Below are 14,921 nucleotides of genomic sequence, written 5' to 3'. Positions count from 1 at the left end.
AGAACATGGTTTTTCGGCCATTTTACCTCAAATTTGGGCAAACGGGGGCCATCTCGACCCGATAATGCCGTTTTTGCAAATCTTAGATGCATAGCGGATTCGATTACATAACCAGAACAGCCTCCTCTTTTGTTAACTTGTAGGGGAAAGACCTGGATTTGTGTGATGGAGGTATCATCGTTTTTATGATCTTCATTATTCCTCCACAGCATTTGCACGTAAGCTTTGGACGCTCTCTGAACCAGGCTGACGACTTATTCGGGTTGATACCGGTAAGGTACTGAAGCAATGCAATCAAGCGTTTGCTATTAGGGTGGAGGAAACCAAAGTTCCGTGTTCGCCTGAAACCTTTGGGTAGAACATGCTGGAGAATCAACCTGAGAAACTGCGGGCCGGGAAGTGTTCTTGTGAGCATTTTTTTGCTCTTACTATCCTGGTAACGAAAGGTCACCTGACCATCTTTGCACGTAATAATATCTTTCTCTTGAATGACCCCTTTGTAGAGATAACGACCAAGATAGACCAGTGCCTTTTCACCGTTGCCGACAAATTTGCAATCGACGACCCATGTTTTGGGATAATTAACTGGAAGCGTAAGAGCCGCTTTGTTCACGGCATCGAGCATTTTTGCTCGAAACACTTTAGCCAGCGCTTTGTGATTGAAAAGGTACCGCGTCTTTCCTTCGCTTTTTTTGAAGCTCCAAAGCTTTTTCTTCTGATTGATGGCCCCGGCTGGCATTACCAGATGGATATGCGGGTGGTAATCGAGAGAGCGAGAGTGGGTGTGCAAAACAGTGATGGCTCCAGCGTTTCCTTGTAATACGCTGTCATTTTGGACAAAGGTTTTTACGGTTTCCCAACAACACTGTATCATTATCGAGTAAAGCAAGCGTTGATGCTGCCATGCTAATGATCGAAGCTCTTTGGGTATAGTAAAGGTGAGCATAAAATAGTCAGCAGGCACTTCTTTTTTCAGTTGACGCTCCAACCACTGCTGACACTCATGACTCTGACAATGAGGACAATTGCGGTTACCGCAGGAGTGCGGTACAAAAACCTGTTTTTCACAGTCATTACATTGGACCAGCATGACGCGGCTTTGCGTAGTGCGACAATCCTTCATGGCTGCCAGGGCTTTGAATTGACTTGGCAGGATCGAACCATGATAAAGAGTGATAAAGTCAGCAATGAAGGTCTCAATTATAGAGGAGAGAGATATCATATAACATTCCCCCATTCTATGGAAAAACCATTCATCAAATCATTAATTAATTGCAAGGCATTACGATTTGTATGAGAGGTCAGGTGGGTATATTTGGCAGTGGTTAAAATACTGTGGTGGCCGAGGATTTTTTGTACTTCAAGCAGATCAACACCCGCCTCAATCAGATGGGTTGCGTAGCTGTGTCGCAGACTGTGTGGTGTAATTTTTTTTTAATTCCACACTCCCGGGCTACCTTACGCAGAGTGGCCTGAACGCCATTTCTATTCAGAGGTGTTTTTGCCAGGTGGGCTGATTTCAAGCCACCATGACGGCCTGGAAATAGAAAGACAGGATTGCGATGAACAAGCCAAAAACGGCGTAAGAGATTCAGGGTTACCTTTGGCAGGGGTACGAAACGGTCTTTATTGCCTTTGCTATCGCGGATATGCACCCGCATTCGCTGAGAATCGACATCGCTAACCTCAAGACGTAGTCCTTCACCCAGGCGGAGACCAAGACTGTAAAGAACAAAGTAGAAGGCCCGGTAACTGAGTTTTCTCGTCACCTGGAAAAGTTGGTGGGCTTCATTAATGGTGACAATATCGGGCAAACGTTGCGTTTTGGGTGGTTTAATAAGATTTACTTGCTCCCAACGCTTATGAAGCACATGAGTGTAGAAAAACTTTAGTCCGTAGAGGTCTAATTTGACTGCGCTCCATGAATGGGTATTGAGGAGATTGGAAAAATAGTCAAGTAGTTGCTGTTCAGATAGATCGTGTATCTGATTGTCAAAATAATCACCGATCCGTCGGATGGCACGTGAATAAGCCTCGATTGTTTTTGGCCGGAGTCCTTTCAAGCGTAGGTGCTTTAGATGCGTTTGGTAATTTTTGTTGAAATCGGATTGAGATAATGTTTTCATAGACCTGTAACCTCCTATTTGTTAATAGATTCACCCTCCCGTTGAGGGTGTGAGGTTACATTATATAATAAATTTCCGATTTTGTTCTCCGCGATAGCGGCTTCGTCCAACAATGCAGCTCAGTGTGGGGTTGGTATTGAATCGTTAATAAAACAAGCCTCAGATACTGCATTAATGCTGAATGAACTTCTAAAATCCGATGAGCTTAAAGCGCTCATGAATTCCGGAGTCTTGAACTCCAAAACCGTCTATACGGTAGGACAGGACGGATGTGCTCTTACAAATTGCAAAGATGACCAACCTGAGAGGGTAGGAATAGCAATATGCAACCGTGATTTACAACGTGCAGTCGGATTCCTGGTTCGCTTTGGAAAACGTTTCGGACATTTGCTTGATGATAAGAAATCGTAATGTTTATGAATATAAAGTGACAAGAGAATTTTAAATTTTTCCAGGAGGTAACAAAATGGTAAAAAAATATTGTCTATACCATAAAAAAATAAGTCATGGCCAAATGCTACTCTCCACTACAACTAAGAGTACTGCGCAACAGTATCCCGATTGATCAGCTCATTGGCAAAGGAACTGGGCCTCCCATCAAGCGGAGCGAGGGATACCTACGCTTCCTCTGCCCACTGTGCAGAGACTTTCATACTGCAACCAACCCAAAGACAAATCTTGCCCGTTATTTTAGGTGCGAAAAGAATTTCAATCCTATTGACATGGTAATGACCGTCCACCAATGCACCTTTATCGAAGCCGTTCAAGTGAAACTCACACTTGAAAGTTATCCTCCTCGTAAAGTATATTTATTTTAACCCTTGTTAATTCTCACTATTAGTCTATAGTGTATAGGTGAAAGTAAACTAGATCCTACCAGAAGTCACATTTACAGTTTATCTACTCCGTACTAAGTGGAGTCTAATTTCTCTAAAAGAAGTTTTGCAGGTCTAAAAGGTTTCAATTCTACCCGTTAGTTATTTGCAGACGTATACACACACACACAATGGAGTAAGTCCAAATGATTATGTTCTGTGTATATGGCCTCACATGAACACTTCTATTATTTGTTTTTGCTCAACCGGTCTAATAATCAGGTTTGTAACATCGAGATAGTATCCAGGAAATCTCTCTAAAGGTTTGCTGTTGGATGCTTTGCCTCAATATTCGTCTATATTGGTTTTTACAGATCAGGAACGAATATTTTGCCCATCTATTTGCTTGTGATCTGTTTAAATATTGTGTTCGAGTAGGACACCTTTCTACCCTGCGTACTATATTTTCTGTATTAAGATATAAAATGTAGTATCGAGGTCATTGATAACGCCACCATTGTATTTCATTCAACTCGATTCGATAATGGACAAAATAAGTCAAAAAATTAAGGAACTTGTAACAAAGGGTAAGAAAAAAGGATTTGTAACTTACGAAGAGTTAAATAAGATCCTGCCGGAAGACGCATTGATTCAGCCTGGAAGGATTGATGAAACATTGATAATGCTGGATGAACTGGGTATAGATCTTATTGAAGAGTCTGAAATCGAGACCCGTGATTCGACAGATACAGAAGATGATGATGACGAATCAAAGGATGATGCAAAATCAAAATTAGGTGTCGCATCAAGTGCTTCAGAAAAAATTGAAGACCCTATAAGAATGTATTTAGCACAAATGGGAGTCATACCTCTATTATCACGGGATGAAGAGATAGCATTAGCAAAAAAAATAGAGGTGACGAGAAAGAACTTTCATAGAAGAATACTTAAATCTGACTTTTCACAGGAGATTTGTTTAAAGATACTGGAGGACATCACTAATGGGAATCTGCCTTTTGAGCGTACTTTATCAATTAATATTGAATTTGATAATCAGAAGGAAAAACTTATTAAGCAATTCCCGGTACGTGCAAAAACACTGAGAACTCTCTTAAAGAAAAACAGGGAGGATTACGGACAATTAAAACTCAAAAGAACATCTGCAAAAGACAGGTACAGGCTTCTTAAAAACGTTAGAAACCGTCAGAGAAAGGGTTCTGCAATTATTGAAGAACTTTGCATACGTACTAAAAAACTACAGCCAATAATGGAGCAGTTACAGGAAATTTCTTCCGGAATGAATAGCACAATGAAACAAATTTTATTGTGTGAAAAACGTGACAAGATGAATGATAAATTACGAAACTTGAAATCCAGGCTAAGTGAATATGAAGACTTGGTGCTTGAAACACCTGAGAGGCTAAGCCAACGAGTAGAATCCTTTGGAAATGTTTTTAAAGAGCATGAAGTTGCAAAGAGAGAACTTTCCAGTGCAAATCTGAGATTGGTAGTAAGCATTGCGAAAAAATACCGGAATCGTGGTCTAAGTTTTCTGGATCTCATACAGGAAGGAAATACTGGATTAATGAGAGCAGTTGATAAGTATGAATATAGAAGAGGTTTTAAATTCAGTACTTACGCTACTTGGTGGATAAGGCAGGCCATAACTCGCTCGATTGCTGATCAAGCAAGAACTATCCGAATACCGGTACATATGATTGATGCAATGAGTAGAATGAGAAATGGTTCAAAAAAATTACTTCAAGAGAACGGTAGAGAACCTAGTATTGAAGAGATGGCAAAGGAAATAAAAATTTCTGTGCCTGAGGCAAGAAGAGTGTTAAAAATTTCAAGACATCAAATTTCTCTTGATAGAACAGTGGGAGAAAGCGCTGATAGTGCTTTTGGCGATTTTATAGAAGATGATAAAGCAGAATCTCCTGTTCTTGCTGCCGCTCAAGAAATGCTTAAAGAGAAGATAGAAAGTGTACTGGAATCACTTACCTATCGTGAAAGGGAAATAATTAAGCTTCGCTATGGCATTGGAGATGGTTATACATATACGCTTGAAGAAGTTGGTAAAAGATTTCTGATAACACGAGAAAGAGTAAGGCAAATTGAAGCAAAGGCGGTGATGAAATTGCAACATCCTACCAGAAGTAGAAGGCTGGAAGGATTTTTAGATAATGTAGAAGACGGTAGGTAAATAGAAATATTTCTGTAATCAAAAAAACAAACAGAGCAATGTTCAGGTTATCAGAGGTTCTTATCCCTGGCGCAAATAGAGTTTGTGTCGTTGGTGATTTTAATAAATGGGATACTGATGCGAACCCTATGTAAAAGTTGAAGAATAGTGATTCCGCCATAGCATTTAACTTGGAATCTGGAAGGAAATTTCAGTTTCGTTGCCTTATTGATGAGCCATTATAAAGATTACTCTTATGTATTTAGTTTTTCTAAAGGAACGTTGGGCAGGAACGAGTGATGAGGCTGAACTTAAGGATTATGCATGGTATGAAGATAACTCAGAGAGAATGGCACACCCGGTCGGACAGAAAAACCCTAACGGGCTCGGCATACACGATATGTGTGGGAATGTATGGGAGTGGGTATTTGATAATTATGATGAGCAATATTATGAAAGTGGCCATAAGGATAATCCAAATGGACCTTTAACGGGGTTTTATCGTGTTCTCCGTGGTGGTTCCTGGATCAACACGCCGATGGATGTGCGTACTGCAGTCCGGGGTAGACGCATACCAATGGATTGGCTTCAGCATGAAGGTTTTCGTTTAGTCCTTTCACACAAGACAAAACATAATAAGGAGTAACATGTCAATAGAAGAAAGATTAAAAGAGATGGTTATTAAACAATTAAGTAAAGACGGGAAACCGGTTACACTTGAAACATCTTTTGTAAATGACTTAGAAGCAGACTCACTTGATATAGTAGAGCTTGTTATGGAATTAGAGGACGCATTTGGGGTAAATATTCCGGACGAAGATGCAGAGAGAATAAAAACCGTTGGTGATGCCGTAAAGTATATTAATGAATATACAAATAAAAATGGCAAGTAGAGAATAAAGAGGATCAAAAGGTAATGATACAGAATAATAGATATCCAGGTAATCCGAGAACTTTTAAAACATAACATGCTGTAACGAGAAGGGATGTATAATTATGATAAGTTTAAAGCAAGAAAATTTGACAGTGCTTCATGTGGCAACACTTAACCAGCCGATCAGACCGAACCTTGGTTATGGTCCCATAGAAACGGTGATTTATAACATAGACAAAGGGCTCGATGCTTCAGGTCACAGGTCGATCGTTGCCTGTTCAGGAGACTCAAGGGTTTTTGGGGAACATCACGTGACTGTTGATAGGAGCGCTGGTGATTATTGGAGCGACAACACCACTGAAAAGCATAAGGCCATGAATATACACCTTTCAAAGGCACTGTACAGGGCAAGGAGGGGTGACATTGACATTATACACGCCCATGATCCAAAGGCGGTTGAGTTCATGTATGATAGTGTATTCAAAATGAATGTACCGATTGTAATGACCCTTCACGTATCCGCAGAAGACAGCTCTCTTGGAGGCGCTTACCAGCGTTGGGCAAATCATCTTCTTGCATCCCCATTGGTGTATTGTGCTGCGATAAGCGAATATCAAAAAAAGCAGTATAGTGAACTGGTGAACGTGGACAATGTTGTTTACCACGGGATTGACGTTGAAGAATACCCGGTAAAGGATGAGTCGGATAAAGGAAGTTATTTATTTACTATTGGAAGGATAACCCATGACAAGGGACAGGACAAGGCCATCGAAATTGCGAAAAAAACAGGTTCCAAGCTTATCATTGCCGGCTGTGTTCAGAATAAACCCGCCGACAGGGAGTTTTTTGCAGGCCTGAATAATTCTATCGACCTTTCCACTGAAGTAGGAAAACATCCGGTTGATAATGACTATTATGCCAGGGTAATAAAGCCGTTATTGGATTGTGATAAACAGATTATCTATATTGGAGAGATCAGCAGCGAGCATAAAAAACATTGGTACCGGCATGCAAGGGCTACTTTATTCCCTATACAATGGGGAGAACCATTCGGGCTCGTTCTTGTCGAGTCGATGGCATGCGGCACACCAGTTATAGCCTTAAAGAGAGGAGCTGTTCCTGAAATAGTAGTAGACGGAAAAACCGGTATTGTGGTAGACTCAATTGATGCAATGATTGAAGCAATCAGTCGAGTAAATACTATTGATCCAGGTGACTGCAGGAATCATGTACATGATAATTTCTCCATAACAAGTATGGCCTATAAATATTCAGAATTATATCATCAGTTAATCGACAGCCACAAAATATCAGAAAACTGCAGCAGTTTGACAGACGACTATTTTACTGAACCTCTACTCCATGGTGCGATAGCCACCTTATAAACTTATGCCCAAAAACATTCCGGTAGGCAACGGCAATCTTCTTCTTAATTTTGACTCAGATTATCAGATCAGGGACGTGTATTTCCCCTATATAGGACAGGAGCATCACTCAAAAGGTGATCCTTTCCGGTTCGGAGTGTGGGTGGATGGACGTTGCTCCTGGACAGGGCCGGAATGGGATAAAAGCCTAAAATATTACAATAACACCCTTGTTACTGATGTGTTTCTGAGAAACGAGTCCCTGGGCCTGGAGCTGCGCTGCCATGACGTGGTAGATATGGAGTTGAATGTATATATTAAAGAAATCGAGGTGATAATCTACAAGGGTATAACGCCAGGTAAGGCTGTTTTTCAGTCAGGATTTTTATCATATGGCTACGAACTCGACGAAGTAATCGATGTCAGTTTATCTGCACTCGCTTTCCTGGGAGTATTGCCTCCCAGAGACTCACGGATGATCCAAACAATGGAGGCAATACATCAGCAATTATGGCTGAAGACCTCTGTTGAAGGTTGTGCCAGATATCAGGATGATGTCTACCATCGGCCGAATGACAGCCCGGAGGATATTCCCGGCAATCCCTGGTTTATCTCAACACTCTGGTTAGCAGAGTATTATATAGTGCGCGCCGAAAACCTTCATGAACTTCGAGAGGCCATTCCTTACCTTGAATGGTGTACAAAAAACGCTCTTCCTTCCGGTGTGCTTGCAGAGCAAATGCACCCGGTAAACGGTGCTCCACTCTCTGTTTCAACGCTTACGTGGAGTCATTCCTCTTTTGTGTGGACAGTTCAGCTATACACCGATAAATTCAACTCATTTGTGGCAGAGGTGAGCACGGTGTCAGCAAGGGCGAATACAGTGGCAGCAGGGGAGGACAGGGAAGGGGTAACAGATCATGATAAATAGCTGTATCACTTATCATTGCCACTCGTACAGACTCAAGAGCGTTAATCTTATTGACAATTCTATTTTTTTGCATTATATTTTTTACAAAGTACTTTAATATTAACATAAGGAAATATTAAGGACGGTACCTGAATATTGAGAATTCGTATCAACTTTATAAAAATTATTCAACTGTTAGTCTATTTGCCCTTTATGCTTTTTTATAGAATTCTCTTTGATTTCAAGGTAAGCGGTACTGACAAACTGAAAAAAGCAGGCGATTCATTTATTCTTGCAGTAAACCATATTTCATATCTTGACCCAATGGCTGTGTCCTTGAGCATGCCATTTCGCCTTAAATATTTACCACTGTTTTACATGGCTTATGATTATTTGTATGACATATTATTCTTTTATCGTTTTGTCGGAGCAGTTCGTTCCAACGAGGGGAAGGATTTGGACTTTTCCTGCAGACAGTTAATAGATATATTAGCCAATGGAGGAAGAGTTGTCATATACCCGGAAGGTTCCATAAACAGAGGCGTAAAGATGAGGCCGCGCAGGGGAATTTCATACGTAGCAGCTAAAAGTAATAAATTGATTGTACCTCTTAAAATAGGATCCAACCTTGACGGGTCTATAAATAATATAGGAGGAAAGGTAATTGACTTGCTGACACGAAAACACTGGATAAAGGTGGTTATTGGAGAACCTTTTAAAATTGAAGATACAATCGGTAAGATACCGGAAAATCTTAAAGAATTTCGATTAGCGTCTGAAGATATTCTCAGAAGAATAGAAACAGCATCATAAATAAAGATAGATCTGTGATATACAGCTACAGATCAATTAAACACTATTGGCCATAGAGTTTAATATCAAATCTGACAGTCACATTTTTTTTTCTCCAACACTACAAATATATTACTAGATCTGTCCCTCGCAAATATTCATCTCAACATCAGAAATCTTCACTTTTCGTTAAAGCGGGACAGACACTAATTTACTTGACATTTTACCTAACCATTATTAATATTCTATAATGCCACGCACAGCAAGGATTGTTGTCCCAAACTTACCATATCATATCACACAAAGGGGAAACTATCGACAAGACGTCTTTGAAGACGACGAAGATCGATTAAGTTATCTTTCCTGGATAGATTATTACAGTAAGAAATATAAGTTATCGATTTTCGCCTATTGTTTGATGGATAACCATGTTCATTTCATTGGCATCCCACGAGAAGAAGATTCACTGGCAAGGGTTTTCAGCATTTCCCATATGCGGTATTCGCAATATTTTAATAAAAAGAAGAATGCATCCGGCCACTTATGGCAAGGACGTTTTTATTCGTGCGTCATGGATGAAGACTATTTGGCGGCGGCGTTACGATATGTAGAGAGGAACCCGGTGCGTGCAGGTATAGTAAGAAAACCCTGGCGATGGAAATGGTCAAGTGCGGGAGTACATGTAGGACAGGAAGATGGAGTAATTAATTTAGAAAATATAACATCCTTAATAGATACAACTGCGGAAGAGTGGAAAGAGTACATTAATTCAGATGAAAACGATGAGAAAGTTGAAAAGATAAGAAAACATACGTTGTTGGGACGGCCATTGGGAACAAAAGATTTTGTTGCGAAGTTAGGCAGGAGAATAGGACGGGTATTAAATGTATTACCAAGAGGAAGACCGAAGAAACAAAGAGGCAATAAATAGTGTCTGTCCCTTGTTTTCCTTGTTTTCCTTGTTTTCCCTTGTTTTCTGGTAGGTGAAGCGGCAGAATTTCTTAATGCGTTTGGTGAGGGAATTTCCTGCGCATTGGCGTCCGGTCTGTTTGCTGCTGAAGCGATAAGCAAGGGTATAAAATCAGGCAGTAACGCACTTGACCTGTATACCGATTTAATAAAGCGGGAGAGAAAACAGACAACAACTTCATGGCGATTAGGCGCGAGACTGGCGGACAGAGATTTGATGCCGATATAGATAGTAATGGACGTATACCAGATAATGATATTAATTGTTTCTTTGCTGATCATGCTCAGTGGTCTTGCGGGAATAGTGTTTCCTATTCTTCCAAGTACACCTCTGATATGGGTGGGTGTTTTCATATATGCAGCTTGTGATAGATTTGAGAGCATAGGATGGTCTCTTCTCCTGATCTTTGCGCTCCTGACAATCATTTCTCTTGTCCTTGATTACCTTGGAGGTGTTATCGGGGCAAAAAAATATGGGGCGACAAGATGGGGATTGATTGGGTCCGTAATCGGTGGTATAGTCGGATTTTTTATGGGCGGAATAATTGGATTAATTTTCGGTCCTGTTTTTGGTGCAGTATTATTTGAATTAATCTTTGGTAAGGATCTAAAAGGGGCATTTAAATCCGGTGTGGGTACATTGGTCGGTTTTCTTGGTGGCGTAATAGTAAAGCTGGTTATAAGTGTTGTTATCATTGGCATATTCCTCATAAAGGTGTTTTAGATGGAAGAAAAGAAACTTGTTGAAAGAAATATTGAGATTTTAGACGATTTGATGGCTCAAGTATTAAAGAATAAGACGCCACAAGAAAGGATTATGATTACATTTAATATGTGGAGTTCTGCGAAGAAGCAGTTAACAAACTTTTTACATTCTCTACATTCGGAATGGAGTGAAAAAGAAATCCAACAAGAAGTAGCGAGAAGGTTATCTCATGGAATTGTATGATTTACTTAAATATTTAATAAATGCTTTTGAAAAACTCGGTATCCAATATTTTATAACAGGTTCTATGGGATCAATATATTATGGTGAACCAAGATTTACTAATGATATTGATGTAGTGGTAGATATTGATGAGAGCGATGTTCCAGGATTGGTAGGTTCTTTTCCTGAAGATGAATTTTATATAAGTGAAGATGCCATTGACGACGCAATCATACATAAGCGTCAGTTTAATATCATACACCCATCATCCGGATTAAAGATCGATGTAATTGTTTCCAAAAAAGATGAGTTTGATAATAGTCGATTTGCTCGGAAACACAGGATTTCGCCTATTGAAAATACAGAGGCAAATCTCTCTTCACCTGAGGACGTGATAATCATGAAGATGAAGTTTTACCAGGAAGGGGAATCAGAGAAACATATACGGGATATAACAGGCATGCTCAAAGTGTCTGGAGATATAATTGATAGGAAATATATTAACGATTGGGCAAATAGACTGGGACTACAGGAAATTTGGAAAGCGATCATCAATAAGTTATAAGAAACAAAAAGAATAAATTATGATTCTACATAGAGAACTGGATATAGGAGAGCTTTCTCTCTGTCCTTATATGCCGGACAGAAAAAAGCAGATCAAATATTTTCTTGCAAGTGAGCTTGATGAATCTGAGATTTCATTTTTGCTTGAAAAAGGATGGAGGAAATTTGGTGTATATTCTTTTCAACCGTCCTGTCCTGACTGCCAGGAGTGTATTCCCATTCGAGTTATATCTGATGAGTTTAAGCCGTCTAAAAGTCAGAGGCGCAATCTGAAAAAGAACAGTAACATCGATGTCACTTTCGGCCCACTTAAATTCAGTGAAAGGGCCTTTGGAATTTATCAAGACCATTCAAATCAACGTTTCTCACAGGAATGTACGATAGAAGAGTTCATTGAAGGCTTCTTCTCACCCTCCACCCCAAGCCTTCAATCAGAATACTATCTTAATGACGAACTGATCGCGGTAGGATTTCTGGACAAAGGAGATGATTGCCTAAGCAGTGTTTATTTAATCTATGACACAAAATTTTCACATCTTGGATTGGGAACTTTCAGCATTTCCCATATGCAGTATTCGCAATATTTTAATAAAAAGAAGAATACATCCGGCCACTTATGGCAAGGACGTTTTTATTCGTGCGTCATGGATGAAGACTATTTGGTGGCGGCGTTACGATATGTAGAGAGGAACCCGGTGCGTGCAGGTATAGTAAGAAAACCCTGGCGATGGAAATGGTCAAGTGCGGGAGTACATGTGGGACAGGAAGATGGAGTAATTAATTTAGAAAATATAACATCCTTAATAGATACAACTGCGGAAGAGTGGAAAGAGTACATTAATTCAGATGAAAACGATGAGAAAGTTGAAAAGATAAGAAAACATACGTTGTTGGGACGGCCATTGGGAACAAAAGATTTTGTTGCGAAGTTAGGCAGGAGAATAGGACGGGTATTAAATGTATTACCAAGAGGAAGACCGAAGAAACAAAGAGGCAATAAATAGTGTCTGTCCCTTGTTTCCCTTGTTTCCCCCTTGTTTTCAGAGACGCTAAAAGACCATTTTTAACAATTTACATAACTGCCTGATTTAGTGTCTGTTATGTCGCTATCGCCATATTTAACAACAGTTTATAATTTTGCTTTCTTCCTTCTGATTCCTGTGGTATCTGGCTGAATACTACCGGCTTCACTACGTTTTTAACTACAATTTGACTACAGTGACTACAGTAAAATTGGCTCACTTTTTTGATGCGGTTAGAACATATCTGCCAAAGGATACATAAGTTTTCCCTTCGTTTCTTTACGAAAATCAGATAGGATTTAAGGTGTATTTATTTTAGTGATTGACAAGACTGACTAGGAAGATAATACTAGTAACTCGGAATGAAGAGACTGAATATAACTATATAAGGAGGTTATTGAAATGAAGCTTAAGATTTATCTTCAACCAAGTGAAGAAGGGGGGTATACTGTAATCGTGCCTTCATTGCCTGGGTGTATTTCCGAGGGAGAGACAAAGGATGAGGCTATTAAAAACATAAGAGAAGCAATTGAACTTTATCTGGAACCTGTTGAGGACGATGTCTTGACTGTTTCTAATGCAGAAGAATTTGAATTAGCAATATGAGCAAAGTTCCCATCCTGAATTATAATAAGGTAATTAAGGCACTACAACGTGACGGATGGGTAATTGTTCGTCAACGAGGTTCTCACATAAGATTAAAAAAAGCGTTCAACGGATGAAGTGCTGAAAATAATAGTCCCAGCACACAAACCAATTAAGCGATCGACACTTTCTCATATACTTAAACAAGCCCGGATATCCTTAGATGAGTTTCTTAAAAAGTTGTAATTTTATTAACAAACTTACACCAGACTATTTATAAGGAAATTGTCATAAGTCTTTGGGGAATAAAGTGCGCCCTGAAGGAATCGAACCTTCGACCCACTGATTAAGAGTCAGTTGCTCTGCCTGGTTAAACTAACGGTGTTGCAAAGAACATCTAAACCAGGTCAACCAACGCCTGAATATACTTCCTCAAACCATCAACTCCTGCATAACGTATACCCAGTTTTTTCGATTCACTATTATCCATAGTATTGACAGGCTGCTTGGGTGTTCCTCTGATTTTGGACTTGGAGCCACATATCTTTTTTGCCGTTTCTGCTATGGTCATGTTGTCGACATAATAGTCTACTATGTTGTATATCTTTCCAAAAGCATGGTTGTTATCAATTGCCAAATCTATGGCATGGGCAACGTCTTCAGCGTGTACTATTTTACCTCCTCCCACAGCTTCTACATCAACTCCGTTTTTAATATTTTTGATTAAATCGTACCACTCAGAGTGGGTAAGCTTAGGGTCGATACCGTAGATGCCTACCGGTCTTAATATGGTTGTATTAATGCTCTTTGATAAAAAGTATGAATGACAGAATGTTTCCACCGCAGCCTTATAGGCTCCATAGTTAGAGTCAGGCATAAGGGGGTGCTGTTCGTCGAGTTTGATATCGGGAAATATATATCCATATACAGCACAGGAGCTGGTGAATATGAATTGTCTGGTTCCATGCCGTTTAGCAGCATCTAACAATTCCAGACTACCTGACAGGTTAACGTCCAGTAATCTCTTCATGTCCTTATTGGCGGAGGTTCGAAAACCTGCTCCGTTTCTCTCGTAAGCCATGTGGATTATTATGTCGGAGCCTTGTGCAAACTTCTTTAGGGTTTCTTTGTTGTTCAGATCTCCCTGCACAAAGGTAATCTTCTTTTCAAATTCGTTAAGATGTGAAGTGTTACTTGTGTTTCGCACCAGCGCCTGTATCTGAACGTCTCTCTCAAAGAGTCTCTTTGCTACATAGTGTCCCAGGAAGCCTGACAAACCGGTAATGGCAATTTTCATGGTTTAATTTATGAAATTTAAGTATTAAGGGATTTCAGGTATTTCTCATGCGTAATTCCAGTTTTTCATTCATTTCTGAAATTTAAATGTTGATGGCACTTCGACTCCGCTCAGTGTGACGCTGTTCTGTGTACTCAGTGTGACGTCATCCTCCACCCGACAGACTGGCGGCAGACGAGCGGAGGCGAAGGATAGTTTTGGTCGCGATAACAATTTGACATATTTAAAAAATCTCATCCAGTTTTTTAGAAATTACTGAAAGCTTTTTGTCCTTTGTCAGATATTCTACCTCACCCGGGTGTATTTGCAAATCGGTCAGCATTTTGTTGATCTTTTTCCATCCGGTCTCTATTTTCTTTTCACTGGTTTCCAGATATAAATTAGAGACTAATTCTCCCAATTTCTGTACCAGACGAAGGTCTTTGTTATCGTAAAAATTTTTAATGGCCTTTTGCTGATATTTTGTGTAGCCTTTTTCGTTCATTCTCGT

Annotated in this window: 18 protein-coding genes and 1 pseudogene; 15 read left to right on the top strand and 4 right to left on the bottom strand. The window is 39.8% G+C overall.

Annotated elements, in window-relative coordinates:
* Positions 1–103: 103 nt before the first annotated feature.
* Positions 104–1,222: an IS91 family transposase gene (locus tag SCALIN_RS12060; RefSeq protein WP_096892569.1), complete on the bottom strand. Its 1,119-nt coding sequence runs from the start codon at positions 1,220–1,222 to the stop codon at positions 104–106.
* Positions 1,219–2,126: pseudogene (locus SCALIN_RS12050) on the bottom strand (tyrosine-type recombinase/integrase). The gene SCALIN_RS12060 and the pseudogene SCALIN_RS12050 overlap by 4 nt, the downstream one beginning before the upstream one ends.
* A 174-nt stretch (positions 2,127–2,300) precedes the next feature.
* Here SCALIN_RS12050 and SCALIN_RS12045 point away from each other — a divergent pair.
* The 15 genes from SCALIN_RS12045 to SCALIN_RS24010 all read left to right on the top strand — a co-directional run bounded on the left by SCALIN_RS12045 (position 2,301) and on the right by SCALIN_RS24010 (position 13,271).
* Positions 2,301–2,537: a hypothetical protein gene (locus tag SCALIN_RS12045; RefSeq protein ID WP_133111857.1), complete on the top strand. Its 237-nt coding sequence runs from the start codon at positions 2,301–2,303 to the stop codon at positions 2,535–2,537.
* Positions 2,538–3,485: 948 nt separating this feature from the next.
* The gene (locus tag SCALIN_RS12035) at positions 3,486–5,147 is read left to right on the top strand and encodes a sigma-70 family RNA polymerase sigma factor (RefSeq protein WP_096894735.1); all 1,662 of its coding nucleotides are present in this window, start codon (positions 3,486–3,488) and stop codon (positions 5,145–5,147) included.
* A 235-nt stretch (positions 5,148–5,382) separates the two neighbouring features.
* Positions 5,383–5,772, top strand: a complete 390-nt coding sequence (locus SCALIN_RS12030; protein ID WP_096894734.1) for a formylglycine-generating enzyme family protein — start codon at positions 5,383–5,385, stop codon at positions 5,770–5,772.
* A gap of 1 nt (position 5,773) precedes the next feature.
* Complete coding sequence (gene acpP / locus SCALIN_RS12025; RefSeq protein WP_096894733.1) at positions 5,774–6,019, top strand: acyl carrier protein; 246 nt, start codon at positions 5,774–5,776, stop codon at positions 6,017–6,019.
* Positions 6,020–6,122: 103 nt separating this feature from the next.
* A complete protein-coding gene (locus SCALIN_RS12020; RefSeq protein ID WP_096894732.1) occupies positions 6,123–7,385 on the top strand; it encodes a glycosyltransferase in 1,263 nt (420 codons plus the stop codon).
* Between the two features lie 4 nt (positions 7,386–7,389).
* The gene (locus tag SCALIN_RS12015; RefSeq protein ID WP_203415462.1) at positions 7,390–8,295 is read left to right on the top strand and encodes a glycoside hydrolase family 15 protein; all 906 of its coding nucleotides are present in this window, start codon (positions 7,390–7,392) and stop codon (positions 8,293–8,295) included.
* Positions 8,296–8,487: 192 nt separating this feature from the next.
* Positions 8,488–9,087 carry a lysophospholipid acyltransferase family protein gene (locus tag SCALIN_RS12010; RefSeq protein ID WP_096894731.1) on the top strand — a complete coding sequence of 200 codons (600 nt, stop codon included), beginning with the start codon at positions 8,488–8,490 and terminating at the stop codon, positions 9,085–9,087.
* A gap of 229 nt (positions 9,088–9,316) precedes the next feature.
* Positions 9,317–9,997, top strand: coding sequence for a transposase (locus SCALIN_RS12005; protein ID WP_096894730.1), 681 nt, complete (start codon positions 9,317–9,319; stop codon positions 9,995–9,997).
* 102 nt (positions 9,998–10,099) lie between these two features.
* Complete coding sequence (locus SCALIN_RS22215; protein ID WP_162532293.1) at positions 10,100–10,264, top strand: hypothetical protein; 165 nt, start codon at positions 10,100–10,102, stop codon at positions 10,262–10,264.
* A gap of 24 nt (positions 10,265–10,288) precedes the next feature.
* On the top strand, positions 10,289–10,759 hold the full coding sequence (locus SCALIN_RS12000; protein ID WP_162532292.1) for a DUF456 domain-containing protein: 471 nt from the start codon (positions 10,289–10,291) through the stop codon (positions 10,757–10,759).
* Complete coding sequence (locus SCALIN_RS11995; RefSeq protein WP_096894728.1) at positions 10,760–10,984, top strand: hypothetical protein; 225 nt, start codon at positions 10,760–10,762, stop codon at positions 10,982–10,984.
* Positions 10,971–11,528: a nucleotidyltransferase family protein gene (locus SCALIN_RS11990; protein ID WP_096894727.1), complete on the top strand. Its 558-nt coding sequence runs from the start codon at positions 10,971–10,973 to the stop codon at positions 11,526–11,528. The genes SCALIN_RS11995 and SCALIN_RS11990 overlap by 14 nt, the downstream gene beginning before the upstream one ends.
* Before the next feature lie 19 nt (positions 11,529–11,547).
* A complete protein-coding gene (locus tag SCALIN_RS11985) occupies positions 11,548–12,531 on the top strand; it encodes a hypothetical protein (protein WP_096894726.1) in 984 nt (327 codons plus the stop codon).
* Positions 12,532–12,951: 420 nt separating this feature from the next.
* A complete protein-coding gene (locus tag SCALIN_RS11980) occupies positions 12,952–13,155 on the top strand; it encodes a type II toxin-antitoxin system HicB family antitoxin (protein ID WP_096894725.1) in 204 nt (67 codons plus the stop codon).
* A complete protein-coding gene (locus SCALIN_RS24010; protein ID WP_203415461.1) occupies positions 13,152–13,271 on the top strand; it encodes a type II toxin-antitoxin system HicA family toxin in 120 nt (39 codons plus the stop codon). Before SCALIN_RS11980 ends, SCALIN_RS24010 begins: the two co-directional genes overlap by 4 nt.
* Positions 13,272–13,531: 260 nt before the next feature.
* Here SCALIN_RS24010 and SCALIN_RS11970 read toward each other — a convergent pair whose 3' ends face one another.
* Positions 13,532–14,431: an NAD-dependent epimerase/dehydratase family protein gene (locus tag SCALIN_RS11970; RefSeq protein ID WP_096894724.1), complete on the bottom strand. Its 900-nt coding sequence runs from the start codon at positions 14,429–14,431 to the stop codon at positions 13,532–13,534.
* 223 nt (positions 14,432–14,654) lie between these two features.
* Positions 14,655–14,915: a hypothetical protein gene (locus tag SCALIN_RS11965; RefSeq protein WP_133111856.1), complete on the bottom strand. Its 261-nt coding sequence runs from the start codon at positions 14,913–14,915 to the stop codon at positions 14,655–14,657.
* Positions 14,916–14,921: the final 6 nt, after the last annotated feature.

The sequence above is a fragment of the Candidatus Scalindua japonica genome, from assembly GCF_002443295.1.
In the GTDB taxonomy this organism is placed as follows: Bacteria; Planctomycetota; Brocadiia; order Brocadiales; family Scalinduaceae; genus Scalindua; species Scalindua japonica.
The sequence above is the reverse complement of the archived record's forward strand: the minus strand, read 5'-3'. Positions and strand labels throughout refer to the sequence as shown.